Here is a 25966-nt window from a genome sequence, read left to right on the forward strand (position 1 = left end):
AATGGATCGACCAGCGCTCCGGGTCATTAACTGAAATGCTGGCAAGATTTGTTATTGAGCGCTGGCAGCTCACCATGGTACTCTTCCTGTTGCTGGTGCTGCTTGGCCTCAACGCGCTTTTTACGATTCCCCGAGCGGTTGATCCGCATTTTCCTATTCCTTCGGTCAACATCATTGCCGTGCTGCCCGGCGCTGATGCGCAGGATATGGAGGAGACGGTTGCCAAGCCCATTGAAGATGCAGTGCAATCGCTGGATGATATCGACGAGATTGTCTCAACGAGTACCGATGGCGGTACGACTATCCGGGTGACATTCACGGAATGGCGCGGGGCCAAGGTCGAGGGTTATTTCGATGATGTCATACGGGAAATCTCTGCCATTCGCAGTGACTTGCCGGCGAATTTGCAGCGTCTCGAATTTCGCCGGTACCGGACGACCGAAGCGGCCGTCGTTCAGGTCGCGCTGGTAAGCGAAACTGCGTCCTGGCGGCGGATGGAAAAATATGCTGATGATCTGGTCGATAAATTGACCCGTTATGACGATGTCAGGGAAGTACAAATCTTCGGCCTGCCGCAACCGGAAGTCAGTATTGAAATCAATGCGGCGCGAATGTCGGAACTTAAAGTGGCGCCCAGTGCATTGGCGGATGCGGTGCGGCAGGGTGGTCTGGATTTTCCGGGCGGGGCGGTGCAAAGTGGCGGCCGGCGATTGAATGTCGATGCTGGCGGCGTTTTCCGTGATCTGGATAAAATCCGCGAATTGCCGCTGCGGGCATCAGGCGGAACTTTGCTGACTGTCGGTGATGTGGCGGACATAAAATGGGGCGCTGCCGAACAAATCTACCGCACCCGCCACAACGGCAAGCGGGCGGTGTTTTTGGCCGCGACGCAAAAAGATGGCATTGATGTTTCGCGGCTTATCAAACAGCTGGACACAGAACTGGACGGGCAGCGCGATATTTTGCCGCCGGACATCAAGCTTGAGATGCAGATGGATCAGAGCCGCGACGTGGAGCGGCGTTTGGGCGAGTTGAGCCGAGATTTTCTGATTGCTATCGGGCTGGTGATCATCACACTGTTGCCGCTCGGCTTTCGCGCATCGGGGATCGTGATGATTTCCATTCCGCTCTCTTTGGCTTCCGGGTTGGTCGCACTACAGGCGTTCGGATATAACCTCAGTCAGCTCTCCATTGCGGGCTTCATTGTTTCGCTGGGGTTACTGGTTGATGACAGCATTGTCGTGACCGAAAATATCGCCCGGCATCTGCGGATGGGCAAAACCCGCAAACAGGCGGCCATAGATGCCTCTCTGGAAATTCGGGGCGCTGTGATCGGTTCTACGTTCGTGCTGGTGTTTGCCTTTGCGCCGTTGCTTTTTTTGCCGGGCGGTGCGGGTTCCTATACCAATTCATTCTTCCTCGCGATCATGTTGACCGTGCTCGCTTCGCTGGTAATTTCGCTTTCGCTGATTCCATTCTTTGCCAGCAAGATGCTCAAGCGGGATGAGAATCCGGAAGGCAATTTTGCGTTTCGTTGGGTCAGTGAAAAAATCCAGCGCTTCTACCGGCCGTTTCTTCATGTCGCATTGGGTGCGCCTTGGAAAACCGTGGTAATCGCGCTGGTCCTGTGCACCTCTGCATTTGCACTGGTGCCCTCGATGGGGTTCTCGCTCTTCCCTGTCGCCGACGCGCCCTATTTCCGGGTTTCCGTTGAAACAGAGCAGGGCAGCAGTCTCGACCAGACTGATATTGTCATCAAGGATGTCGCTGAAATATTGGAAAATGAACCGTCGGTGGTGGTGCGCGCCGAGAACATTGGTCGGGGCAACCCGCAAGTTTTCTACAATGTCGGGCCAGGAGCAGAACGGACCAACTACGGTGAGATATTGGCGGTCATGGATGAGTGGGACAAGACCGACAGCCCTGAAATGGTCGAACGCCTGCGCAAGAAATTTGATACGATTCCCGGTGCACGAATCAAGCTGGAGTTGTTTAACAACGGACCACCAATTGAAGCGCCTGTTGCTATCCGCATTGCCGGACCCAAGCTGGATGAACTGAAAACTCTTGCCGGGCAAGTGGCAGACATATTGCGAGATACTCCCGGTGCTCGGGATATTAACAACCCCGTGGCGACTGATAAAATTGACCTGGACATAGGGCTGGACGAGCAAAAGGCCGCATTGCTCAATATTCCCGCAGGCGAACCGCGCCGCGCTATCAGACTGGCGCTAAGCGGTGAGCGCGCAGCGACATTCCGGGATGAAGAAGGCGATAATTATCCGGTGACCGTGAGATTGCCGCTCAGAGATACCCAGCCGGTGTCTGCGCTTGATGATGTTTATCTGGCTACCCGGAGCGGGGATCCGATCGCCTTGTCTCAAATCAGCAACCCCAAACTTACCAATGCACCGCCACAAATTCAGCGTTACCAGCTCGAACGATCGATTTCGGTAACAGCGCAGGTAGAGCTTGGCGCGGTAAGTGCAACGGTGACTGACAGGGCGGTTAGGAAGATTAAACAGATCGACTTTCCTGAAGGTTACTCATTCGAAGTGGGCGGCGAAAGCGAGGCGATTGGCGAGACATTTGGTGATCTTGGACCTATTGTTATTACATCGCTACTGGTGATATTCGGCATTCTGGTTGCCGAGTTCCGGCGGTTTAAGGAGACTATTGTGGTTGCCGGCGTCATCCCCTTGGGAACGTTCGGCGGATTGATCGCGCTGTTTATCACCGGTAATTCGCTGAGTTTCATGGCGGTCATCGGGTTTATTGCGCTGATCGGCATCGAGATTAAAAATTCGATATTGCTGGTCGATTTTACGACCCAGCTCAGGGATCAGGGAATGGGGCTTCGTGATGCAATCGAGAAGGCCGGCGAAGTTCGCTTCCTGCCCGTTTTGTTGACGTCGGTCACGGCCATTGGCGGGCTTTTGCCGCTGGCGATATTGGGCGGGTCGCTCTACGCGCCGGTTGCGATCATAATTATCGGCGGTTTGATCAGTTCGACCTTGCTTTCCCGCGTTGTAACCCCAGCTATGTATTGGCTGGTAGCGCGTCGTGATGAAGAACGGCGCGTTGCCAAGAATGGAAATGGCGGTACTGGTGATAAACCGGCCCCTGTCTGATAGGAGTTTCACATGGCAATGCAGGAAGCAATTTTCGCAGGCGGATGTTTTTGGTGCACGGAGGCGGTGTTCAACGATATCGCCGGCGTTAAATCGGTCGAAAGCGGATATATTGGCGGTAATAATCCCGACCCTAGCTATCGGGAGGTTTGCTCCGGAACGACCGGACACGCCGAAGCGATAAAAATTGGTTTCGACGACGCGGTGGTCAGCTATTCCGATTTACTGGATATTTTCTTTGCGACCCATGACCCGACCCAGTTAAACCGGCAGGGCAATGATGTAGGCACACAATATCGCTCGGCAATTTTTCCGTTAAATGATGGACAGCGGACCGAGGCCGAAGCGGGCATGTCCCGCGCTGCTGAAGGCCGTAATGAACCGATCGTGACGACGATTGAAGGGCCTGCCACCTGGTATGTGGCCGAGGACTATCACCAGCAATATTGGGCTGATGAGGGGCGCGGTAATCCTTATTGCGTTGCCACTATTCCACCAAAGCTACAAAAGCTGCGGACCAGTTTTGCTGACAAGCTAAAGGACAATGCAAAGGCATGAAGCCGATTAAAAAAGCCGTTTTTCCAGTTGCAGGCATGGGAACCCGTTTCCTTCCGGCGACCAAGGTGATGCCCAAAGAGCTTTTTCCGATCGTGGACCGCCCGCTGTTGCAATATGCGGTGGATGAGGCGCTGGAAGCCGGAATCGAACAGATGATCTTCGTCAATGGCCGTGGCAAGGGGATGATCGAGGATCATTTCGACATGGCCTATGAGCTCGAACGGACGATGGCGGATCGCGACAAGGATGGTTCAGCACTGGACGGTACAAGGCTCAAGCCGGGCGACTGTGTATTTGTGCGCCAACAGGAGCCGCTGGGGCTTGGGCATGCAATCTGGTGCGCACGGGATATTGTCGGTGATGAACCCTTTGCAATATTTCTGCCGGACGAATTTATGGTTGGCAGCCCTGGCTGTATGAAACAGATGGCCGATGCCTATGATAAGCTTGGCGGAAATCTGGTTTGCGCGCTGGAAATTCCAATGGAAGATACGCCATCTTACGGGGTGATCGACCCTGGCTATCGTGATGGCGCGATTACCGAAGTCAAAGGCTTAGTTGAGAAACCCGCAGCCGGAACAGCGCCGTCCAACCTGATCGTTCCTGGTCGCTATATCTTGCAGCCCGAAGTTATGCGCATATTGGAAACGCAGGAAGCAGGCGCTGGTGGTGAGATTCAGTTGACCGACGCAATGGCGCAGATGATCGGGCAGCAGCCGTTTCACGGGATGACCTTTGATGGCAAGCGTTACGATTGCGGGTCGAAGCAAGGCTATGTCGAGGCCAATCTGGCGCTCGCATTGGCGCATCCCGAAATTGGTAGTGATATTCGGGAGATTGCGACCAAGTTGCTGGCCGAGGGCTAAAATGACATTCATGCCAGTTTCAGCCAAAGACGCGCATGAACATGTCGAGTAGGAGAATATCATGCGCATTATCACACTGGTTTTGATTTCATCCATTCCCGTCATGCTATCTGGCTGTGTCGCCAGCAAGATCATCTCGGCTCCTTTCAAGGCCGCAGGCACGGTGGTTGAAACCGCCGTCGATGCAACCACTCAATCGCAATCCGAAAAAGAAGAGGACGTGGGCCGGAAGGTGCTGGCCGAACGCAAAGCCCAACGCAAATTATGCCTTGATGATGCGCGCAACAAGCAGGAACGCAAGGATTGCAAGGAACGCTATAGCGATGATTATTAACGCGCCCGGTCCGTTCCTGCTTCGACAGGCTCAGCACCAAAGGTAAGATCAGGGTTTGTCAGCGGTCAACAATGGCGGAGCATATTTCCCGCTTGTCGGCCCCATCGCTGCCATTTTTGCTATCTCGTCCTCAAAAAGCATCACCCTTTTCTTCCATTTATAATGGGTGGAAGCAGAGAAAATGCCTTTGCCATGCTCCTTGCCATAGCGCGTCCAGAACCGGATCGCGGCCTGCGGATCATAGCCTGCATTGGCCATCAGCCAGACCGACAGCCGGTCCGCCTCTATTTCGGTTTCCCTGATCCGCCCGGCGCTTTTACCGAACTGGCCGAAAAACCCGCGATTGACATTTTGTTCGTTTAACCGGTCTTTGTGATGGAGTAAATTATGAGCCAGTTCATGCGCTGCCACGGCAGCAAATTCATCATCGCTCTGAAAATATTCGGCGAGCGCGGAGGATATGCTGACCATCCTTCCATCGGCCGACGCGCTGCGATCATCGCTAACACGAATCTGGAATCGGCTTGGGCAGGTTTGGACCGGATCGACGGTAACAATCTGCCTGATCCCGCCGACACTAACGGTCAATTGGGTTTGTCCCTTATTTAATGCATTTTCCAATGCCGCATTAACCGCAGCGAGCCGGCGATATGCGGGCACTTCAGAATCCAGCTCCTGATTGCTGACCGCAATATCGGCTATGGCAAGATTGTTAATCACGAACAAATCATTGCCCGGAGCCAAGCCTGTATTTGCAGCCGGGCTGTCCTGGGCAACCGCATTAATCGCTACCGGACCATCAAAACCCAGCGCGAAACGGGCTGCGGCCTGATCACCATATTGATTGATATCGTGTAGCAATAGTCCGGCACCTGCTACCTTGGTTCTGCAAAACGGCTCGTTTGCGGACACCAACCGGTAGCCAACGGTGTACAGGCGCTGATCCAGCAGTTGCAGGTTTTTAAGCGCCAATATGGTTTTGGCGTTGAATGCCGGTTCGGTGGTCTCTTGCGCCGACAAGGGTGCAGATATTGCCAATATACATATCACGGGCCAGAAACGAAACATGTTGGGCATTTATCCTACCAAGACTTTCGGCAAGTTGAACGCAGTTTGCATAGAGTCATCAGTCAAATTCCACCATGACAATATAAGCGCCGCGCCAACCAATACTGCAGCTGCAATTTTCTGGAAAAACGGCTGAGCGGAATCGGCATTGCCCAGGTTGCGCGCTTTGGAAGCTAGCGCGGCATAAAATGTCAGGCCGGTTGTCTCGGTTATCACGGTCAGGCCCGCCAAAATTGCAAATTGCAGTAGCACATTGCCCGACGGATCAATAAATGGCGGGATGAATGCGACGTAGAACATCAGTGCTTTCGGGTTGGACATGTGGACCGCCAGACCATTTAGAAAGCCGCGCTTGAAATTGGCAGATCTCGCCGACTGGCTGGCAAGGCGACTATTGCCACCGCGCAGCATTTGCAAGCCCATCCCGGCAAGATAGGCCACACCAATCCATCGCAGTGCAGAATAAGCGACTGGCACCGCCTGAATCAAGGCGATCAGGCCGAAAGCGGTCAGCCCGTACCAGACAAAGTTGCCAAAATTGACTCCAAGAATGGGGCCCAATGCACCCCGCATCCCGCCAGCAGGCCCCTGTGGCAACGCGTGACTGACGGTCACCATAGTTGCCGGCCCCGGCGTCAGGCAGAACATCAGATCGGCGATCAGAAATAGCAGGATGGTTTCCAGAGGCACTAGTTCAAATTTTCTTTCAAATGGTCGATCAGCGCATTTACGCGTGCGGGACGCAGTGGGGAAGGGGGCATGACGATGTTGAGATCAATGGGTTCAAACTGCCAGTCTTTCAGGATTTTTTTGAGTTTGCCTGATTGCAAATGCTCGTCAATCAGAAAGTCTGGAAGGTTGCTGATGCCATGCCCGGCGATCAGGGATTCCAGCTCCAGCGAGCCGTTGTTGGAGCGCAGGCGGCAGCGCGGCTGGACGCTGACCTTCTTGCCCCCCGGACCGGACAGATGCCAGATTTCGGGCGTGGGTATGTTGGAATAGATGAAACAATCATGGTCGCTAAGTTGATCCGGATGCTTGGGTTCGCCATTGCGCGCAATATAGGCAGGTGACGTGACAAAATGCCTTTCGATGCGGCGCAGTCTGATGGCGCGCAGGCTGCTATCGGGCAGAGCGGCAATCCGGACAGCGACGTCGAAACCCTCATCAACCAGATCAATTTTGGCGTCGCTCAATTGCACATCCACAGCGATTTCCGGGTATTTTGTCATGAAGCTTGCGATCACCGAAGCGAGATGGGACAGACCGTAGCTGAGCGGTGCAGCCATGCGGACCTGACCACGTAGCAGATGAGCGGTATCTCTTGCGGCATCCATCGCCGCTTCGCCGTCCTGCGCAATTTGCTGGGCGTGCGGCAGCAAGGAACAGCCTGCTGTGGAAAGTGATATTTTCCGCGATGTTCGATGGAATAATACTGTACCAAGCGACTGTTCCAACCGGGTTATCGCCTTGGATATGGTTGGTTTTGAAAGACTAAGTTCCGCTGCCGCAGCGGTGAAGCTACCGAGCCGCGCTACCGCTGCAAATATCGCCCATGCTTCATAATCGGGTAATGCCATCGGGTTACATTAGATAAAAAATAGAAACAATCAATTTCTATCTTGTCTATTTTAGAAACTAAAAGATGTGCCTATCTCAATCTCAAGTCGAGCGGAAATGATCCGCTCCAACAGGAGAATGACAATGATCGAGAAACGCGCATTTAAAGACCTGGCTCATGTGGACCATGAATGGTTACAGGCCCGCCACCATTTTTCCTTTGGCAAATATTGGGATCCCGCTCGCATGGGGTTTGGCCCGATCCGCGTGTGGAATGATGACGAGATCAATCCGCACACCGGTTTCCCGATGCACGGACACAAGGACATGGAAATCATCACCTATGTCCGCGAGGGGGCGATCACCCATCGCGACAATATGGGCAATGAGGGCCGTACCGAGGCCGGTGATGTTCAGGTGATGAGTGCGGGCAGCGGCGTGATGCACAGCGAATATAATCTGGAAGGTGAGCAGACAAAGCTCTTTCAAATCTGGATCGAACCGCGTGCGCCCGGCGGCGATGCCCACTGGAATGCGAAAGCCTTTCCGAAAGGCCAACGGTCCGGGCAATTGGAGATTCTCGCCAGCGGTTTCGATGCAGATATCGAAAGCGGCGCGCTGATGATCCGGGCTGATGCAAGGCTTTATGGCGCAACGCTCAGCAAAGGCACAGCCATAATCCACAAAATTGCCGATGGTGCGCATGTCTATCTTGTCGGTTCCGCTGGCAAGCTGCGAATCAACGGCGAAGAAGTGAATGCCCGCGATGCACTGGCTATTCGGGATATTGCATCGCTGGACATTGAAGCGCTCAGCGACAGCGAGCTGGTCTTTGTCGAGGCGTTCGAAACCAAACACTGACACCCGCGAAGGAGGGGGCGCTTACTTCCCCTAAATATAGGCGCCCCTTCAACGTCGCTCTATTCCAAACAATGTCGCTCTATTCCAAACAATTCAAAGGAAAAACAATCATGACGCAGTCCAATAGCATCCTCCGCATAGACGCCAGCGCCCGCAAAAGCGGTTCATCTTCGAGAAGGCTCACTGACTCGGTGATCGAAAAGCTTGCACCCGAAACGGTCACTATCCGCGATTTAACTGATGGTGTTTCATTTGTGACCGAAGATTGGGTGAACGCCAATTTCACCGATGAGGCAGATCGCACCCATGCCCAGAAGGCCGAACTGGCTTATTCTGATGCGCTGGTCGAAGAACTTGTTGCTGCCGATACGCTGGTAATCGGAACGCCAATATATAATTTCGGTGTTCCCGCGGCGCTCAAAGCATGGATCGACATGATCGCCCGGGCGCGCAAGACATTTCACTACACCGCCAATGGCCCGGAAGGCTTGCTGACAGGCAAAAAAGCTTATGTGCTTGTCGCATCTGGTGGCACGGAGATGGGCAGCGCAATTGATTTTGCGTCCGGCTACCTTCGCCATGTTCTTGGTTTCGTCGGCATAACCGATGTAACTTTTATTGCGGCGGACCAGCAAATGGTGAAAGGCGACGCCGCGCTGGACACGGCCATGGATCAGGTGTCGACACTTTAAATATTGGACTGATGAAAAAGACCTCGCCGGATCGTCTCTGGCGAGGTTTTTTGTTATCCAATACTCCCTATATGTTCGTGCTGGTCGGGATCAGGCTGGGTTGCAGATATGTATAGGGATGCATTCGCTGCTTGTTGCGGGCAATAATCCGCGCTTCAACGGCCCGCAGGCCAGCTTGAAAGCGTGCCAGAGGCCCTTCACTTTCCGTAATCACCGCATCCCGGAACCATTGCTGATAGGGGAAGCGATTGGTTTGATATTCGCCAAGCGGCCGATAGTAAACCGAACCTAACAGAATTAATGAGCTTTGCTGCACTAGAGCCAGAGACATCGGCGGCATATAGTTGAGCCACTCCTGTTTATCATGACCTTGTTGCTCTGTCGGGGCCGCTGTCCAGCCACCGCCGGTTATTGCTGGGGCAAAGGCCATAAGAGATTTTTGCGGAAAATTAACCGCCGCATGTTGGGCGCTGGCGGTGAATATGATCATCGTGCACACATCGACCAACTGCTCGCGCGATGTGATTGCTGTAAAACCCGCAACATGGCCTTCGCATGCAATCGATTTAGCCCAGTCAGCGAGCTCGGTGTCGCCGGTGATGGCGTCATCATCTGCATAATAGACATTGATATATTGCTGTGCCCAGTCGTGGATAGCATCCCACACCAGCCGCGCATCATCGCGGTAAGGAAAGTCGGGCAGCTTGGTAGAATCGCCGACAGCGCGTTTTGCCATGTCGTTGTGCAACATCTTGTCATAAAAATCGAAAGACAGGCGTGCTTTGACCGCAGCCATCTGGCTGGATGTGATCGTCCCGCCAAAGAAGGCGTCTATCGGACCGCCTTTATTGATCAATGTCTGTGTTGCAAGATTGTTGATAAACAAAGTGCCTTCAAAATGCGGCACAAGCAGCGACCAGAGAGGGTGTTTATTGGCAAGGTTTCGCCGGGTGGCAACCGCAATGGCCTCGCTCACCAGATGCGTGTCGGCAAGATGCACAAACAGCTCATGGTAATTACAGTCGGCCACCTGAACGACGAATTTGGCTAGTTCCCAACCCCATTTTCCAGAGGATGCAGTGGTCGGTGTCACGACCGGATACTGATTGTTGTCCTGACCGCATTGGATGGCAACCGGTTTCAAAGATGATCCGCCCGGAGGCACGGCGAACAAAGCCATTGGCTGATAAACATATTTGGCCTGGCCTTTCCAAACTCCGGCCGCCAAAATCTCCAACTCCGCATAGTCAAGCAAGTACACCCGACCATCAGCTAGGGCGGTCGTGAGATCATCACCCGCAATGGCTGCGGCATATTGCTCGGCGCTAACCGGGAAATTGTCGGGTACCGCATCAATACCTTTGATCAGCATGGGGTTAGGCCCGGCGATGCGAAGGCGGGCAAACAGATCATCGTCCTGAAAGTTATAGGCGATCGCCGGTACGGGCGTGGTTTGATAGAGATTGCGATACGCTTCGATTGAGCGGGTATCGGCGGTCTCCACAGCTTTCAAAATGTCCATGATGATGTCGATAATATCACGAATTTCGTTGTCATGTTGTTTCAGTTGATCGATATCGGATTGCTGCTCTGCTTGATGCACTTCGGCTTCGAGATCAGTGATATCTTTCGACAGTGTGTGTTTTAACCGGATCGCATCCACCGCGTTTGAAACTTCCTGCGCCACATGTAAGGCCTGATCGATAATCTCTTTCTCTGCAGCGCTCAGACCGGAGAAAATGGGCTGGGTATAAACGGCGGCGATATTCTTGATGATATCCAGGCCGACGTGCAGAACATCAAGCCACCACGCAATAGAAGGATCATCGTCGGACGGCATGGCTTTTGCCAATGGCACTCCAGGCAAAGCCTCCACTTCGGTAGTCCATTGATATTGCTCGCATGTGTTGGAAATTTGCTGCTCGCGTTCCGTTTTTTGTTCGGGGCTGTCATTTTGCGGCAAGCTGGGGTGGGATGCACCACGTTTTACTGTCGTGGCGGCGCTGCTTGGGGGACTATAGATTTGGCGTTCTCGAATGACATGGCGTTTCCCGGAGTGTGTGGAACAGAAGCACCGAAATATCGAGTTTATGGTTAAAAAATGGTAAATCTATCACAATGTAAAATTCGTAATCATCTTACATCGCAGGATTTTTTGCTCAAATGCGCATCGTGGTTAACAGGTCGTTTACCAAATATTGATAGCGCAGATGAATGAGAGCGATACTAGATAACCTTTGGCGGCAGACGTTCCCACCGGTGCCCGAATCAATCAGCGACGAATTTGCCGTGCTAAGCGCGACCCGGCTGCAAATTCAGTCGCGCTGGCTTTCGCTTGCCATGTTTCTAACTATTCCCATGGTGCTCTATGCCTCGATGCCGGGCACGTCGCCGATGATCCGCTTTGGTGTTCCGATTGCCGTCGGCTCGTCCTGCCTGATTTGCTTTCTTGCGTTGATTAAGGATCGCAATGCATCCGGAAGCGCCGAATTAGCCAGAAAGTTCATCACAGAATCAGCGGTATTCTCCGCCACAATCTGCGTCTTGGTCAGCATATGGTGCCTCAATAGCTGGTTTAACGCGCCGCCGGAAATGAAGCTATTCTATCCTTTCACATTGGCCATGGGTTCGCTGACAACCATCTATTGCCTCTCCACGGTGCGCTGGGCAGCAATATTGAATATTGTGATCGGGATAATCCCAATAACGGCACTGCTGCTTTTGACAGCCGATCGCGTTTATATGTCGGCTGCTGCAAGCCTCACCATGGTGACGATATTCCTCTTTCGCATGATCACTCAGCAGAATAATCAATTTATCAAACTGTTGCTGCTGCGCCGCGAGATGCAAGACTTGGCAAATACCGATCCATTGACCGGTCTGCACAACCGGCGCGCTCTATCTGAATTTCTGGAACAAGAAATTGCGACTAATAAGAGTGAGGGCGGGTTTGCCATCGCGCTGATGGATCTCGATGGTTTTAAACCGGTAAACGATCAATATGGGCACGCGATTGGCGACAAGCTGCTTATTGAAATAGCGGGTCGCCTGCGCTCAGCTTGCGGCGATGAGGCCATTGTAGCGCGCATGGGCGGTGATGAATTTGCGATTTTGGTGCGCCATGGGTCGTCGCTGGAAAGCGCAACCATAGCCGACTACGCGCTGGCTGCTCTTGCGCCGCCATGTCATATTGATGGCCATGTCATTCGGGTGGGGGCAAGCGTCGGTGTCGCGGAATGGCCAAATGATGGAAATACCCAGGAAGCCTTGTTTGAAACTGCCGATCGGGCGCTTTACGCTGCAAAAGCAGAGGTGTCCGGTCAACATGATACCGTCCGGCGCAAGAATCGCAGCGATCCTAAAAAAGCGACTTGAACAAATAGCAACGTTCTTGTGCGCACCTCCTGAATTTCCAGCCACAGCGTTTTACGAAACAAAAAACCCCGCAGGATTATCTCCGGCGGGGCTCTTTGTTTGCTGTTGAAGGAAGAGTTTAGTCTTCCTTGCCAGTCGCTTCTGCTGCGTCTGCGGGCGCTTCGGCTTCATCGACTGGCGCTTCCGCCACTGCCACGTCCGCTTCTGCGGCCGGCGCTGCAAAAACATCCTCAGCGGTCGGTTCTGCTGTAACTGGAGCCGCAGCCTTGGCAACTTCTTCCGCCTTCAGATCTTCGGCAGCCTGCATGGCATCGACCATTTTTTGCTGTTGCGCCCGAAGAGCCGCATCGCGGCTGGTTGCTGCGATGCGCGCACGGTTCATGCCTGCACCTGTACCAGCCGGGATCAAGCGTCCAACGATCACGTTTTCCTTGAGGCCGATTAGCTGATCCTTCTTCCCTTCAACCGCCGCCTGGGTAAGTACCCGGGTGGTTTCCTGGAAAGAAGCAGCAGAGATAAATGAACGCGTTTGCAGCGATGCTTTGGTGATGCCGAGCAATACTGGCTTACCTTCAGCAGGGGTCTGCTTTTTGGTTAGCTTGGCGTTATATTCCAGCATCTCTTCCTTGTCGATTTGCTCGCCAGGAAGAAGGGTTGTATCGCCACCATTGGTGATCTCAACTTTTTGCAGCATCTGACGAACAATCGTTTCAATGTGCTTATCGTTGATTTTCACGCCCTGCAGACGGTACACTTCCTGAATTTCCGCAACCAGATATTCGGCCAGAGCTTCAACGCCCATGACTTCCAAAATGTCATGCGGATCAGGCGAACCGGAAACCAGATTATCGCCCTTCTTCACAAAGTCGCCCTCTTGCACGTCGATGACTTTTGTCTTCGGCACGAGATACTCAACCGGATCGCCCTCTTCCGGAATAATCGCGATTTTACGTTTTGCTTTATAATCGCGAACATATTCGATCCGGCCATCAATTTTGGCGATGATCGAGTTGTCCTTTGGAATACGTGCTTCGAACAATTCAGCAACGCGTGGCAAACCACCGGTAATATCACGCGTTTTCGCTGCTTCGCGAGAGACACGGGCAATAACGTCGCCAGCTTCAACAGTCTGACCATCGGCAGCTGACAACGTCGCTCCGTTGGCCAGCATGTAGCGACCTGCTTCGCCGCTATTCTCGTCCAGCAAAGTCATCCGCGGACGCAGATCTTCCTTGTTGGCTCCGCGGCCGGAAGCCCGATATTCCATGATTACGCGCTGGGCGATACCGGTCGCCTCGTCGGTAATCTCGGTCATCGTTTTGCCTTCGATCACGTCCTGATATTTAATGACACCCGGTTTCTCGGTAATCATTGGCATCGTGAACGGATCCCATTCAGCCAGACGATCGCCCAATTTAACCTTCGCGCCATCTTTGATCAGCACGCTGGTACCATAAGGCACTTTATCAGCAGACCGTTCGCGGCCATCATTGTCGATCACGGCAATAACACCGGAGCGAGCGAGTGACAGGAACCGTCCGTTCTTGTCCTCGATCACCGGCATGTCGCGATATTCAACCGTACCCTCAGCAACGGATTCCAGATTGGATTGCTCGTTCAGCTGTGCTGCGCCGCCGATGTGGAAGGTCCGCATCGTTAGCTGTGTACCAGGCTCACCGATAGACTGGGCAGCGATAACACCAACCGCTTCGCCGATATTAACCGGTGTACCGCGAGCAAGATCACGTCCGTAACAAGTGCCACAGACACCCATTTTGGATTCGCAAACCAGAGGAGAGCGAATGCGAGCCGACTGAATTCCGAGTTCTTCGATCACCTTGATGGCTGCTTCGTCAAGCAATGTGCCCGATTTGATCACAACGCTGTCGTCTTTGCTGTCTACAATATCTTCAGCCATAGTCCGGCCCAAAATACGTTCGCCCAAGGATGCGATAACCGAACCGCCCTGAACAATCGCTTTCATCTCCAGCGCGTTTTCAGTCTTACAATCGTCTTCAACGATCGTACAATCCTGCGAAACATCAACGAGACGGCGGGTCAGATAGCCCGAGTTAGCGGTTTTCAACGCCGTATCCGCGAGACCTTTACGCGCACCGTGGGTGGAGTTGAAATACTCAAGAACCGTCAGGCCTTCCTTAAAGTTCGAGATAATTGGTGTTTCAATAATCTCGCCAGAAGGTTTCGCCATCAAGCCGCGCATACCGCCAAGCTGCTTCATCTGCGCTGGCGAACCACGCGCACCGGAGTGGCTCATCATGTAAATCGCGTTGATCTCTTTTTCGCGGCCATTCTCGTCGAGCGGGGTTGCCGCCAGTTCGTCCATCATCGCATTCGCAACCGTGTCACCACAGCGCGACCAGGCGTCAATAACCTTGTTATATTTTTCCTGCTGGGTGATCAGGCCGTCTTGATACTGCTGCTCGTAGTCAGCCACCAAAGCGCGGGTTTCGTCCACTGTTTTGTCTTTGGAGTCCGGGATGATCATATCATCCTTACCAAAGGAGATGCCGGCCTTGCAGGCATGGCGGAAGCCAAGGCCCATGATCGCATCGGCAAACAGCACTGTGTCTTTCTGTCCAGTGTGACGGTAAACCTGATCGATCACATCACCGACTTCTTTCTTCGTCAGCAAGCGGTTTACAATGTCAAACGGTACCTTGTGCGATTGCGGCAAACATTCCGCAATCAGCATCCGGCCCGGGGTTGTTTCAAACCGCTTCATGATTTCATTGCCGTCTTCATCGGTCTGAGGAACACGCGCGATGATCTTGGAGTGGAGCGTAACCGCGCCAACTTCCAATGCCTGATGCACTTCGGCCATGTCGGTGAGCATCATGCCTTCGCCGGGTTCGCCTTTGCGATCCATTGTCAGATAATAGATGCCCAAAACCATATCCTGTGAAGGAACGATAATTGGTTTGCCGTTTGCTGGTGAAAGGATGTTGTTGGTGGACATCATCAAGACACGGGCTTCCAGCTGCGCTTCCAGTGAAAGCGGAACGTGAACGGCCATTTGGTCACCGTCAAAGTCGGCGTTAAAGGCGGAACAAACCAGCGGGTGAAGCTGGATAGCCTTGCCTTCGATCAGTACCGGCTCAAATGCCTGGATGCCCAAACGGTGCAGCGTAGGCGCGCGGTTCAGCATTACGGGATGCTCGCGGATCACTTCCTCGAGGATATCCCAGACTTCCTTGCGCTCTTTCTCGACCCATTTCTTAGCCTGTTTGAGCGTCATCGAAAGACCCTTGGCGTCGAGGCGCGCGTAGATAAACGGCTTGAACAGTTCAAGTGCCATCTTTTTGGGCAGACCGCACTGATGCAGTTTCAGCTCAGGACCGGTCACAATGACGGAACGACCGGAATAGTCGACGCGTTTGCCAAGAAGGTTCTGCCGGAAACGGCCCTGCTTGCCTTTCAGCATGTCGCTGAGAGATTTCAGAGGACGTTTGTTTGCGCCGGTAATCGTGCGACCACGACGACCGTTGTCAAACAGCGCATCAACGGATTCCTGAAGCATACGCTTCTCGTTACGGACGATGATGTCCGGCGCGCGCAGTTCCATCAGGCGTTTCAGGCGGTTGTTCCGGTTGATCACGCGGCGATAGAGATCGTTCAGATCGGAGGTTGCGAATCGGCCACCATCCAAAGGAACAAGAGGACGCAACTCAGGCGGAATAACCGGAATAATCTCAAGGATCATCCATTCCGGCTTGTTACCAGAATCGATAAAACTTTCGACAACTTTCAGGCGCTTGATGATCTTCTTTGGTTTCAATGTGGATTTGGTAACCCGCAGTTCTTCCATCAGATCGTCGCGTTCCTGCTTCAGATCGAGATCCTGCAGCATGATCTTGACTGCTTCCGCACCGATACCGGCAGAGAAAGCGTCTTCGCCATATTCATCCTGCGCTTCGAGCATTTCGTCTTCGGTCAGCAGCTGGAATTTTTCCAATGCTGTCAAACCAGGCTCGATAACGACATAGCTTTCGAAATAGAGCACACGCTCAAGCTGCTTGAGCTGCATGTCGAGAAGCAAACCGATGCGCGATGGCAGCGATTTCAGGAACCAGATATGCGCAACAGGAGCGGCAAGGTCGATATGACCCATGCGCTCACGGCGGACCTTGGTTACTGTGACTTCAACGCCGCATTTCTCGCAGACGATGCCTTTGTATTTCATGCGCTTGTACTTGCCGCACAGGCATTCGTAGTCCTTTACCGGACCAAAGATACGGGCGCAGAACAGACCGTCCCGCTCTGGTTTGAACGTACGGTAGTTGATGGTTTCCGGCTTTTTAATTTCACCGAATGACCAGCTGCGGATGCGCTCAGGTGAGGCAAGACCGATTTGTATCTGGTCAAATGTTTCCGGCTTTGCGATCGGATTTGCGAAATTTGTTACTTGGTTCATAATTATTTCCTCGACAATGCTAGGATTGCTTTTTCTAAAGACTTAATTCGATCCCCAAAATCAAGCCAGTCAGGGACATCGGTCTGTATCTTCGATAATTTCAATCTGGAATGCTGCAATTTAACCCTACCTAACTCTTTCTTATACCTTTTCCTCGTAATTTCTGGATCGGACAGGTACGATTTAACTTCGGCCAAGTGATTGTAGGCTGTTGGGAAGTCCTCACAGGTACTTTTTGCCAGAAGCCCAAGAGATCTGAGAATTTCAGGTAAATCAGGGAAAGGCGGTTTGATGCCATCGGCGGGTTCGTCGCGTGTCCAACATGGATCTTCGAGTAATCGGACGAGGAATTGCTGGTCCGATCGGTCGCGTATCCATGTAAATCGGACGCCATGGCCGGAAATTGAGGCTTCACAATGCCCGAATCCGGAACGGCAACCTTCATCATTCCAACCACCTTCTTCCATCAAAATTCCGAATTCCTGCACACGGTCAGCAGCAAGACCTTCGGCTACCATCGCCTTACTCCGCCGCTATCGCAATGCCGTCGCCGCCTTCTTCATCTTCGTCGCCGAAGCTGGAGAGTTGGACGTTGAGGCCGAGTGACCGCATTTCCTTGACCAGAACGTTGAAGCTTTCAGGCACGCCGGCTTCAAAAGTATCGTCGCCTTTGACGATTGCTTCGTAAACCTTGGTCCGTCCGATGACGTCATCGGATTTGACTGTCAGCATTTCCTGCAGCGTGTAAGCCGCGCCGTAAGCTTGCAGTGCCCAGACTTCCATTTCCCCGAACCGCTGTCCGCCAAACTGCGCTTTACCGCCCAGCGGCTGCTGCGTGACAAGGCTGTAAGGCCCGATGGAACGTGCGTGGATCTTGTCGTCAACCAAGTGATGCAGTTTGAGCATATAGATATAGCCCACTGTCACTTTGCGATCGAACTTGTCGCCGGTACGTCCGTCATAGAGGTTTACCTGACCGCTACGATCCAGACCTGCCAGCTCGAGCATATCGGAAACATCGCTTTCATGCGCACCGTCAAACACTGGCGTTCCCATCGGGATACCATGCCGCAGATGGCCAACCATTTCGACAATCTCATCGGTATCGCGGCTGTCAATATCTTCATGATATTGCTCACCGTAAATCGCTTTCAGGCGATCTCTCACTGCGTCAGGCGGAGATGCTGCTTGCGGATCCGGGTTAGCCAGCTTCCACTCTTCCAGCGCTTTCGTTACCTGCTCACCCAAGCCGCGTGCGGCCCAGCCAAGGTGGGTTTCAAAAATCTGCCCGACATTCATACGCGAAGGCACGCCCAACGGATTGAGCACGATGTCTACCGGCGTACCATCTTCGAGGAAGGGCATATCTTCCTGCGGAAGAATGCGGGAGATGACCCCCTTGTTTCCGTGACGGCCAGCCATTTTATCGCCCGGTTGCAGCTTGCGCTTAACCGCGACGAAGACTTTGACCATTTTCAATACGCCTGGCGACAATTCATCACCACGCTCCAGCTTCTCACGGCGATCTTCAAAGCGTTCGTTAATCTCTTTGATCGCTTCGTCATATTGGCCGCGGGTCGCTTCAAAATCGGACTGGAACTTGTCGTCCTTGACCGCGATTTTCCACCAATCAACCTGCTCGAGTTCGGCAAGGCTTTCCTCGGTAATCGTCGCGCCTTTCTTCATCGGTTTTGGCGCAGAGGTTGCGGTTTGACCGATCAGCATGTCTTTCAATGCATTGAAGGTTGCACGGTTGAGGATGGCGCGCTCGTCATCTCTATCTTTCGTGAAGCGCGAAATTTCTTCGCGTTCAATCGCCAGAGCGCGTTCGTCTTTGTCGATGCCGTGGCGGTTAAATACGCGCACTTCAACGACAGTACCGGCAACACCGGGAGGCAGGCGCAACGAGGTATCGCGAACATCGGATGCTTTTTCACCAAAGATCGCGCGCAGAAGTTTTTCTTCCGGCGTCATCGGGCTTTCGCCTTTTGGGGTAATTTTGCCGACGAGAATATCGCCCGGCTCGATCTCAGCGCCAATGTAAACAATGCCGGCTTCATCAAGGTTGCGCAGCGCTTCCTCACCGACATTGGGAATATCACGCGTGATATCTTCGGGGCCAAGCTTGGTATCGCGCGCCATGACTTCAAATTCCTCGATATGGATCGAAGTGAAGACATCGTCTTTCACGATACGTTCGCTGATGAGGATGCTATCCTCGTAGTTATAGCCATTCCAGGGCATGAACGCGACGAGGCTGTTCTTGCCCAGCGCCAGTTCACCCATATCTGTCGAAGGACCATCAGCGATTGTGTCGCCTTCCTGAACCATTTCGCCCACCTTCACCAGCGGTCGCTGGTTGATGCAGGTGTTTTGGTTGGAACGCTGGAATTTTTGCAGCGTGTAAATATCCACGCCGGATTTGCCAGCTTCGACATCGCCTTGCGCGCGGATAACGATACGGGTTGCATCGACTTGGTCGACGATACCGCCGCGGCGCGCCGAGATGGCAGCGCCGGAATCGCGGGCGACGGTTTCTTCCATGCCGGTTCCGACAAACGGCGCTTCGGCTTTCACCAAAGGCACAGCCTGACGTTGCATGTTCGATCCCATGAGTGCGCGGTTGGCGTCATCGTTTTCCAGGAAAGGAATGAGCGAAGCTGCGACCGATACGAGCTGTTTCGGCGAAACGTCCATCAGGGTAATGGTGTCGCGCAGCGCCATAAGGAATTCACCGGCCTGACGTGAAGAGACGATTTCTTCCACGAAGCTGCCGTCCTCATTAAGGTCAGCGTTTGCCTGCGCAACCGTATGCTTCTGCTCTTCCATGGCGGAGAGATAGACCACATCGTCAGTCACTTTATTGTCGACGACTTTCCGGTATGGCGTTTCGATAAAGCCGTATTTATTCACGCGGCTAAATGATGCCAGCGAGTTGATCAGACCGATGTTCGGGCCTTCCGGCGTTTCAATCGGGCAGATACGGCCATAGTGGGTAGGGTGAACGTCGCGGACTTCAAAGCCAGCGCGTTCACGCGTCAGACCACCGGGGCCCAATGCTGAAACGCGGCGTTTATGGGTAACTTCCGAAAGCGGGTTGGTCTGATCCATAAATTGCGAAAGTTGCGAGGAGCCGAAGAATTCGCGAACGGTTGCAACCGCAGGTTTCGCATTGATTAGATCGTTTGGCATCACAGTGGATACATCGACGCTGGACATGCGCTCTTTAACAGCGCGCTCCATGCGCAGGAGGCCAACCCGATACTGGTTTTCCAGCAGTTCACCAACAGAACGAACACGGCGGTTGCCAAGGTTGTCAATATCATCGACTTCGCCCTTGCCATCTTTCAGATCGACGAGGGTTTTGACAACGGCAAGAATGTCTTCCTTGCGCAAAATTGTGTAATCATCCGGAGCATCCAGTTCGAGACGCATGTTCAATTTTACACGGCCCACTGCGCTGAGGTCATAGCGATCAGGGTCAAAGAACAGGCCTTCGAACAGCGCTTCTGCTGTTTCGCGGGTTGGTGGTTCGCCGGGGCGCATGACGCGATAAATATCGGACAGCGCACCATCACGGTCATCCGCTTTGTCGACTTTCAGCGTGTTGCGGATCCACGGACCGGTGGTGACATGGTCGATATCCAGCAGTTCCAGATGATCGATACCGGCACCATCCAGCTTCTCGAGATTTTCAACCGTCACTTCGTCACCAGCTTCGATGTAAATTTCGCCGGTTTTCTCGTTAATCAGATCAAACGCGCTGTAGCGACCGAAAATTTCTTCTGTTGGAATAACGACATTTGTCATGCCGTCAGATTGGGCCTTGGCAGCGCCGCGTGGTGTAATCTTGGTGCCTGCCGCAAAAACGACTTCGCCACTTTCTGCATCGACAATATCAAAGGTCGGCTTCTGGCCGCGCCATTGCTCCGAAACAAACGGGATAGTCCAGCCGCCGCCGTTCTTTTTGGAAGCGCGCTTGTAAGTAATGCGATCATAAAACAGGTTGAGGATGTCTTCCTCGGAATAACCCTGCTTCAGGATGCCAGTGATTTCAGCCGATTTGGTGCGGCCTTCATCTTCAATCTTGCCACCGATTTCAATCGCACCCATAGGTTCTTTGATGGTGATGCGATTGCCTTCGACCTCAGTGATTTCAGCAGGCTGCTTCATACCGCCAACGCGAACCATTTCGCCAACCTTGAACGGCGGCTTCTTTTCTTTGACTTCAAGAATGGCATCACCAAGCGAACGCAGCAATGCGGTCACGGGCAATTTACGTTTCCGGTCGATACGGACGTTGACGATGTCTTTCGCGTCAAATTCAAAGTCCAGCCAGCTACCACGGTAAGGAATAACGCGGGCGGCGAACAGGAATTTGCCGGACGAATGGGTTTTGCCGCGGTCATGGTCAAACAAAACGCCGGGCGAACGGTGCATCTGGCTGACAATAACGCGCTCTGTGCCGTTGATGACGAAGGTGCCGTTCTTGGTCATCAAAGGCATGTCGCCCATATAAACGTCTTGTTCTTTAATATCGAGAACCGAACGCGCTTCTGTTTCCGGATCAACTTCAAATACGATCAGGCGCAGCGTTACTTTCATCGGAGCAGCATAGGTGATGCCGCGCTGGCGACATTCTTCGACATTATATTTAGGATCTTCGAGCACATAGTTGACGAAGTCCATTTCGGCAGTGCCGGCAAAATCGCGGATCGGGAATACGCTGCGCAGTGTTTTTTCCAGACCGGAAACATAACCAACGGAAGGATCAGAGCGTAGGAATTGCTCATACGACTCGCGCTGCACCTCGATGAGATTCGGCATTTCGATGACTTCATGAATGTCGCCAAAGATTTTGCGAATACGCTTCTTGCGGGTTGGGGTCGGAGCCGTCGTTTTAACAGACGCTGCTTGGGTAGCCATATGTGTTTTGCCTTCTCGCCATCACCGGATTTGCGCTGCGATTGCAACGCACTGCCGGTGGAAATTCAAAATTTATGAGGCGCTTCAGAACAATAAAAGCCGCATATCTCCGATGCCCTTTTCTGGGTCTGGAAATTGCAGCTTCTTAGCGTCCTGAAAACCGGTCAGAAATCATTTCTTATGGCGCACTGCGCAACTGCACGCCCTGTCTCGAAATCTGCGGTGAGCGAACGATATAGGGAGATGTTGGATTTGGGTCAAGGGGCGGATGTTCGTCTGGAATGCTTTGCAATGGAATGGATGGAGGCTTGTTTCAGGCCTGGAAACCCCGGTAATTATTGATAAACAATAAATTACTTGATGTTTATCAATATGGTGATATTGATAAACGATAAGCAACGCGAATCGAGAATGGAATTCAACAATGACTCAGACCAAAGAATCAAATGATATCGTGCTGAAATCGGCGCGGGGAATATTGACTTTTAGCAAGTGGGCTTTGCTTGTTGGGATAAGCGTGGTCGTGCTTTGCTTACTGGCCATACCGTTCACATATCAATTTTTGCTGGCGGAAATGTCAAAGGCTTTTGTGAACCCGCCTGAGCCTGAAATGTTCGGGATGATCGCATTGATCATGATACTGGCGATTGTCATGTTGCTGCTGACGCTTTTTGCGGTCGATCGCCTGCGACGCATCGTGAACTCGGTTGGCGAGGGCAATCCATTTACACATATCAACGGCACCCGGCTGCGCGGGATCGGTATCGCGGCATTTGCAATCCAGATTGTTACATTTTGCGCTAGCCTGCTGGCTATTGGTGTTGTCACGATGCTCGGCGACCCGAAACCCGGCGTTGATTTTGAAATGCCAGCAGATGCCAGCATTTCAGTGTCCGGCGTGCTGCTGGTCCTGCTTCTGATCATCCTTGCAAGGGTATTTGACCGCGGTGCCGAGATGCAGGAAGAGTTGGAAGGGACGGTCTAATGGCAATTTCCGTCAAACTCGACGATCTGCTGCACGATAACCGCATGACCCTGACCGAATTGGCCGAGCGTGTCGACATCACGCTGGCCAATCTGTCGATCCTGAAAACCGGCAAGGCCAAGGCGATGCGGTTTACGACGCTGGAAGCGATTTGCCGGGAATTGAAATGCCAGCCGGGGGATTTGCTGGCGTTTGAAGATAAGGAACCTGACCAGTGACAGCACCGTCTATCTCGCCGCTACGGCTTAATCTGCTCCGCGTTGCTTATGCCATTATAGGTTTCGGTCTGGCGCTGACGCTATGGCCGCAATTAATCGAGCCGGTGCAGGACTGGCCGCTTAAATCCGGCGTTGTGGCTTCGATGCTCGGTGCGATGTCTCTGCTTGCCTTGTTGGGTCTCTGGCGACCATTAATGATGCTGCCAATACTGATCTTCGAGGTTATGTGGAAAACGATATGGTTGCTCCGAATGGCTCTGCCGCTTTGGCTGGGTGACCGTATGGACGAGGACACCATGATGACCGTGTTTGAATGTCTGTTGGTCATTCCCGTCGCGCTGCTGATTCCGTGGGATTATGTGTGGAATAGATATGTTCGCCGTGATCCGGTTGCAGCACGAAACGACTTGTGAGGACTATTCTCACCCTGCCAAGGCAACGGCGTGTTCAAAAATGCTGGATTTTTAGAAGCAACAGTTAGATGCAGGAGCATCAAAACTGGAATAGATCACAACATGCAAATATCGTCCATAACAACCGACCGGCTGGTCCTTCGCAAACCGCAATTGTCCGACAGCGAGCAATTGATACTGCTGGCCAATGACTGGGAGGTTGCGAAATATCTTGCCCGTTTGCCCCATCCCTATGGTTTGGAAGATGCCGATTTCTTTTTCACCGAAGTTGTTGAAAAGGAAATGACATGGGCGCTCATTCTGGATGATAAATTTATCGGCACTATCGGGCTGGTCCGCCATCACGACAGCTCGCTGGAGCTTGGCTATTGGATTGGTCGACCCTATTGGGGCAAAGGTTATGTCACCGAGGCTGCACGCGCTGTGCTGCAATGGGCGCAGACGGTTTTGCCAGACTCCAGAATTGTCTCCGGCTGTTTCATCGGGAATGATGCATCATACAAGATACTCGAAAAACTGGGCTTTGTCGAAACGGGGCGTTCATCGCGTTTTGCGCTCGCCCAAGTCAAGGATCTCGAGCATCGGGATATGATGTTGCGCTCTGAAGAATGACTCGGAGGTCAAACCGGACCAGACTCGAAGCTATCGCGGTGTTTCTGGCTTCAAAAGAAAGCGATTTCATGCCGGGACAAAGCATTGTCATCGACGGCGGTCGCACCATCTTTCCGCTTTAGCGTGAAGACACGCCAATGATTGACTTTACTGTATTGCTCTAATAATACACATTGAATGAAAGATGTATCGACTGCAGTTCCGCTGAAGCTTGAAACAATCGCTCATATTGTCGGCTGGTCGTTGCTGGGGACTATCCTTGTCGGCGTTCTCGGTGCGCTGACGGTGGGGCAGGGCATTGACATTAATCTCTCCGCCGATGTCATTGTTACGGCGCAGAATATGCTGGAGGCGGAAACCCAATTGCGGGCCAAGGCCTATATCGCACTGCTGGTTTTCGCGCTGCAGGTTGTGATTAGTGCCGGTCTATTCATGCTCTTGCGGTCAATCGGTCAATTGCTTGCCGCGTGGAGTCTGATCGTCAGTCTGGGTGCGGCGCTGCTCGTGCTCATGAGTGCTGTATTTAATCTCAACGCCGCCGAACTGGCGGGTGACATAGCTTATGCCGAATTGGCGGATGAGGAACTGAGACTGCTTTTAACTGGATTACAGGCAACATCGGACTATACTTCTTTCCATCTCGGTCTGATCTTGTCGAGTATTTCGATGGTCGGCTTTGCTTATTTGTTCCTGCGGTCCGGAATGATCCCGAAGCTGATCGCCGGATGGGGTATATTTGCCTTTTCTTTCATGGCTGCGGCTGTTGTAGCTCGCGACTTCATTCCGATCATTGGTCACAGTACGGTGACGGCGTCGTTCATGATATCCAATCTGATTGCCCTGGTTGCGATGGGATCATATCTTGCCATCAAGGGCGTGCGTTCAGTCTGATTGTTTCAGGCGAAAATCCGTCATGGTCACCACCTTGCGGATCATCGCCGGATCATATTCCACCTGACCATCCAAAATAAGCATCGCCAGCCCGTGGACCAGTGACCAGGTGTGCAGTGCGGCTACAGCGCGCTCTTCGACATTCATGCTTTTGGGCATCATCGCCGCGATCCCGGTGCGGAGCTGGCGAAACGCTTCTCCCATCTGGCTGGCATCCTCAATGGTCAAATCAACTTCTCCGACGCGGGAATAGATGAGCCGCATTTGCGCCGGGTTTTTCACCGCCCATTCAACATAGGTAATACCAACCTCGACAAATCCCTCGCGGCCACCGCCCGCCGCCATCGCCGCTTTGGCCTGATTCGCGCCGAGCCGGTTGAGCGCTTCCATCGCCAGAGCATCCAACAGCGCATCCTTATTCGGAAAATGGCGATAAAGCGCAGTAGCCGATACACCTAGATCGCGAGCGAGAGCACGTAGCCCTATATCCGGATGATCCAGATTCTCGATTTGCTCCATACCGAGCGACAGCGCTGCGCTGCGCAAATCGCCGTGGTGATATGTGCCGGTTTCCTTGGCACTTTCTTTAATGTTGACACTGTTACCTTTTTTCGCCATGTTAACAGCATAAACATTCAGAGTCGAAATGCCAAGCAAGAAGGTAACTCATGCAAATCTACGCAATCATTGTGGCCACTTTGGGCGTCATAGTTGCAGTGGCCCATTCCACGCTCAGCGAGCGGATTTTGCTGGAGCCGTTGTATCGCGAACGCACTGACGGTATGCTGGCCGCCAAACCGATGCGGGATATCATTCGGGCGGTGTTTCATATGCCGTCTATTGCCTGGGCGGGCCTTGGTATCGCGGTTATGCTCAACCGCATGCAGGATGGCAGCGATCTGCTTCCGATCATCGCTGCGATAATTTTTATGCTGTCAGGGATTGGCAATCTTGCGGCCCTGCGCCGACCGCATCCCGGCGGACTTGTTTTACTGGCCATGGCCATAGCGACCATCGCCGATATCTGGATTAACTGAAAAGGAA

The 25966-nt window shown here is 52.9% G+C and carries 21 protein-coding genes; 13 read left to right on the forward strand and 8 right to left on the reverse strand.

The annotated features are described in order from the left end of the window. The first annotated feature begins 35 nt into the window (after positions 1-35). From HF685_RS12915 to HF685_RS12930, 4 genes are all read left to right on the forward strand, one after another. Positions 36-3131 (forward strand): efflux RND transporter permease subunit, encoded by a 3096-nt coding sequence (locus HF685_RS12915; RefSeq protein WP_168820344.1) that lies wholly within the window; start codon positions 36-38, stop codon positions 3129-3131. A gap of 18 nt (positions 3132-3149) precedes the next feature. Next, the gene (gene msrA / locus HF685_RS12920; protein ID WP_168821519.1) at positions 3150-3689 is read left to right on the forward strand and encodes a peptide-methionine (S)-S-oxide reductase MsrA; all 540 of its coding nucleotides are present in this window, start codon (positions 3150-3152) and stop codon (positions 3687-3689) included. Then, the gene (locus tag HF685_RS12925) at positions 3686-4555 is read left to right on the forward strand and encodes a UTP--glucose-1-phosphate uridylyltransferase (RefSeq protein WP_168820345.1); all 870 of its coding nucleotides are present in this window, start codon (positions 3686-3688) and stop codon (positions 4553-4555) included. Before msrA ends, HF685_RS12925 begins: the two co-directional genes overlap by 4 nt. Positions 4556-4616: 61 nt before the next feature. Next, complete coding sequence (locus HF685_RS12930) at positions 4617-4889, forward strand: DUF6726 family protein (protein WP_168820346.1); 273 nt, start codon at positions 4617-4619, stop codon at positions 4887-4889. A 48-nt stretch (positions 4890-4937) separates the two neighbouring features. Here the strand turns inward: HF685_RS12930 and HF685_RS12935 are convergent, their stop codons facing one another. The 3 genes from HF685_RS12935 to HF685_RS12945 are packed head-to-tail and all read right to left on the reverse strand — an operon-like array spanning position 4938 to position 7537. Continuing rightward, a complete protein-coding gene (locus HF685_RS12935) occupies positions 4938-5966 on the reverse strand; it encodes a M48 family metallopeptidase (RefSeq protein WP_168820347.1) in 1029 nt (342 codons plus the stop codon). After that, positions 5967-6647: a LysE family translocator gene (locus tag HF685_RS12940; RefSeq protein ID WP_168820348.1), complete on the reverse strand. Its 681-nt coding sequence runs from the start codon at positions 6645-6647 to the stop codon at positions 5967-5969. Further along, a complete protein-coding gene (locus HF685_RS12945) occupies positions 6647-7537 on the reverse strand; it encodes a LysR family transcriptional regulator (protein ID WP_168820349.1) in 891 nt (296 codons plus the stop codon). The genes HF685_RS12940 and HF685_RS12945 overlap by 1 nt, the downstream gene beginning before the upstream one ends. Before the next feature lie 124 nt (positions 7538-7661). On the opposite strand from HF685_RS12945, the gene HF685_RS12950 reads away from it, so the two are divergent. Both HF685_RS12950 and HF685_RS12955 read left to right on the forward strand, forming a co-directional pair. After that, the gene (locus HF685_RS12950) at positions 7662-8378 is read left to right on the forward strand and encodes a pirin family protein (RefSeq protein WP_168820350.1); all 717 of its coding nucleotides are present in this window, start codon (positions 7662-7664) and stop codon (positions 8376-8378) included. 110 nt (positions 8379-8488) lie between these two features. Continuing rightward, positions 8489-9070, forward strand: coding sequence for an FMN-dependent NADH-azoreductase (locus HF685_RS12955; RefSeq protein ID WP_168820351.1), 582 nt, complete (start codon positions 8489-8491; stop codon positions 9068-9070). Positions 9071-9137: 67 nt separating this feature from the next. On the opposite strand, the gene HF685_RS12960 is transcribed toward HF685_RS12955, so the two are convergent. Further along, positions 9138-10910: a lipoxygenase family protein gene (locus HF685_RS12960; protein ID WP_246218617.1), complete on the reverse strand. Its 1773-nt coding sequence runs from the start codon at positions 10908-10910 to the stop codon at positions 9138-9140. Positions 10911-11284: 374 nt separating this feature from the next. Between HF685_RS12960 and HF685_RS12965 the strand changes: the two genes are divergently transcribed. Then, complete coding sequence (locus tag HF685_RS12965) at positions 11285-12445, forward strand: GGDEF domain-containing protein (RefSeq protein ID WP_168820352.1); 1161 nt, start codon at positions 11285-11287, stop codon at positions 12443-12445. Positions 12446-12563: 118 nt separating this feature from the next. On the opposite strand, the gene rpoC is transcribed toward HF685_RS12965, so the two are convergent. From rpoC to rpoB, 3 genes are read right to left on the reverse strand one after another with little or no spacing between them, the layout of a single operon-like run. Beyond that, positions 12564-16877 (reverse strand): DNA-directed RNA polymerase subunit beta', encoded by a 4314-nt coding sequence (gene rpoC / locus HF685_RS12970; protein ID WP_168820353.1) that lies wholly within the window; start codon positions 16875-16877, stop codon positions 12564-12566. Between the two features lie 2 nt (positions 16878-16879). After that, the gene (locus HF685_RS12975) at positions 16880-17395 is read right to left on the reverse strand and encodes a hypothetical protein (RefSeq protein WP_168820354.1); all 516 of its coding nucleotides are present in this window, start codon (positions 17393-17395) and stop codon (positions 16880-16882) included. A gap of 4 nt (positions 17396-17399) precedes the next feature. Then, a complete protein-coding gene (rpoB, locus tag HF685_RS12980) occupies positions 17400-21803 on the reverse strand; it encodes a DNA-directed RNA polymerase subunit beta (protein ID WP_168820355.1) in 4404 nt (1467 codons plus the stop codon). A 424-nt stretch (positions 21804-22227) separates the two neighbouring features. On the opposite strand from rpoB, the gene HF685_RS12985 reads away from it, so the two are divergent. The 5 genes from HF685_RS12985 (at position 22228) to HF685_RS13005 (ending at position 24922) form a co-directional block, all read left to right on the forward strand. Then, complete coding sequence (locus HF685_RS12985; protein ID WP_168820356.1) at positions 22228-22788, forward strand: DUF2975 domain-containing protein; 561 nt, start codon at positions 22228-22230, stop codon at positions 22786-22788. Then, positions 22788-23006 carry a helix-turn-helix domain-containing protein gene (locus tag HF685_RS12990; protein ID WP_168820357.1) on the forward strand — a complete coding sequence of 73 codons (219 nt, stop codon included), beginning with the start codon at positions 22788-22790 and terminating at the stop codon, positions 23004-23006. The genes HF685_RS12985 and HF685_RS12990 overlap by 1 nt, the downstream gene beginning before the upstream one ends. Next, entirely contained in the window at positions 23003-23419 is a 417-nt protein-coding gene (locus HF685_RS12995; RefSeq protein WP_168820358.1) for a hypothetical protein, read from the forward strand. Before HF685_RS12990 ends, HF685_RS12995 begins: the two co-directional genes overlap by 4 nt. 102 nt (positions 23420-23521) lie before the next feature. Then, positions 23522-24031: a GNAT family N-acetyltransferase gene (locus HF685_RS13000; protein ID WP_168820359.1), complete on the forward strand. Its 510-nt coding sequence runs from the start codon at positions 23522-23524 to the stop codon at positions 24029-24031. Between the two features lie 177 nt (positions 24032-24208). Further along, a complete protein-coding gene (locus HF685_RS13005) occupies positions 24209-24922 on the forward strand; it encodes a DUF4386 domain-containing protein (RefSeq protein ID WP_168820360.1) in 714 nt (237 codons plus the stop codon). Here the strand turns inward: HF685_RS13005 and HF685_RS16575 are convergent. Beyond that, positions 24914-25540: a TetR/AcrR family transcriptional regulator gene (locus HF685_RS16575; RefSeq protein WP_168820361.1), complete on the reverse strand. Its 627-nt coding sequence runs from the start codon at positions 25538-25540 to the stop codon at positions 24914-24916. The two genes, HF685_RS13005 and HF685_RS16575, sit on opposite strands and share 9 nt — an antisense overlap. Before the next feature lie 50 nt (positions 25541-25590). Here HF685_RS16575 and HF685_RS13015 point away from each other — a divergent pair, with 50 nt between their 5' ends. Further along, complete coding sequence (locus tag HF685_RS13015) at positions 25591-25959, forward strand: hypothetical protein (protein WP_168820362.1); 369 nt, start codon at positions 25591-25593, stop codon at positions 25957-25959. Positions 25960-25966: the final 7 nt, after the last annotated feature.

The organism is Parasphingorhabdus halotolerans (assembly GCF_012516475.1).
In the GTDB taxonomy this organism is placed as follows: domain Bacteria; phylum Pseudomonadota; class Alphaproteobacteria; order Sphingomonadales; family Sphingomonadaceae; genus Parasphingorhabdus; species Parasphingorhabdus halotolerans.

What these genes read in the sequence shown, in the direction of transcription:
- HF685_RS13000 (WP_168820359.1), top strand. Translation starts at nt 23,522, where the DNA reads ATGCAAATATCGTCCATAACAACCGACCGGCTGGTCCTTCGCAAACCG.
- HF685_RS12965 (WP_168820352.1), top strand. Translation starts at nt 11,285, where the DNA reads ATGAGAGCGATACTAGATAACCTTTGGCGGCAGACGTTCCCACCGGTG.
- msrA (WP_168821519.1), top strand. Translation starts at nt 3,150, where the DNA reads ATGCAGGAAGCAATTTTCGCAGGCGGATGTTTTTGGTGCACGGAGGCG.
- HF685_RS12950 (WP_168820350.1), top strand. Translation starts at nt 7,662, where the DNA reads ATGATCGAGAAACGCGCATTTAAAGACCTGGCTCATGTGGACCATGAA.
- HF685_RS12935 (WP_168820347.1), bottom strand. Translation starts at nt 5,966, where the DNA reads ATGCCCAACATGTTTCGTTTCTGGCCCGTGATATGTATATTGGCAATA.
- HF685_RS13005 (WP_168820360.1), top strand. Translation starts at nt 24,209, where the DNA reads ATGAAAGATGTATCGACTGCAGTTCCGCTGAAGCTTGAAACAATCGCT.
- HF685_RS12955 (WP_168820351.1), top strand. Translation starts at nt 8,489, where the DNA reads ATGACGCAGTCCAATAGCATCCTCCGCATAGACGCCAGCGCCCGCAAA.
- HF685_RS12945 (WP_168820349.1), bottom strand. Translation starts at nt 7,537, where the DNA reads ATGGCATTACCCGATTATGAAGCATGGGCGATATTTGCAGCGGTAGCG.
- HF685_RS12985 (WP_168820356.1), top strand. Translation starts at nt 22,228, where the DNA reads ATGACTCAGACCAAAGAATCAAATGATATCGTGCTGAAATCGGCGCGG.
- HF685_RS12925 (WP_168820345.1), top strand. Translation starts at nt 3,686, where the DNA reads ATGAAGCCGATTAAAAAAGCCGTTTTTCCAGTTGCAGGCATGGGAACC.
- HF685_RS16575 (WP_168820361.1), bottom strand. Translation starts at nt 25,540, where the DNA reads ATGGCGAAAAAAGGTAACAGTGTCAACATTAAAGAAAGTGCCAAGGAA.
- HF685_RS12915 (WP_168820344.1), top strand. Translation starts at nt 36, where the DNA reads ATGCTGGCAAGATTTGTTATTGAGCGCTGGCAGCTCACCATGGTACTC.
- HF685_RS12960 (WP_246218617.1), bottom strand. Translation starts at nt 10,910, where the DNA reads ATGCCGTCCGACGATGATCCTTCTATTGCGTGGTGGCTTGATGTTCTG.
- rpoB (WP_168820355.1), bottom strand. Translation starts at nt 21,803, where the DNA reads ATGGCTACCCAAGCAGCGTCTGTTAAAACGACGGCTCCGACCCCAACC.
- rpoC (WP_168820353.1), bottom strand. Translation starts at nt 16,877, where the DNA reads ATGAACCAAGTAACAAATTTCGCAAATCCGATCGCAAAGCCGGAAACA.
- HF685_RS12975 (WP_168820354.1), bottom strand. Translation starts at nt 17,395, where the DNA reads ATGGTAGCCGAAGGTCTTGCTGCTGACCGTGTGCAGGAATTCGGAATT.
- HF685_RS12990 (WP_168820357.1), top strand. Translation starts at nt 22,788, where the DNA reads ATGGCAATTTCCGTCAAACTCGACGATCTGCTGCACGATAACCGCATG.
- HF685_RS13015 (WP_168820362.1), top strand. Translation starts at nt 25,591, where the DNA reads ATGCAAATCTACGCAATCATTGTGGCCACTTTGGGCGTCATAGTTGCA.
- HF685_RS12930 (WP_168820346.1), top strand. Translation starts at nt 4,617, where the DNA reads ATGCGCATTATCACACTGGTTTTGATTTCATCCATTCCCGTCATGCTA.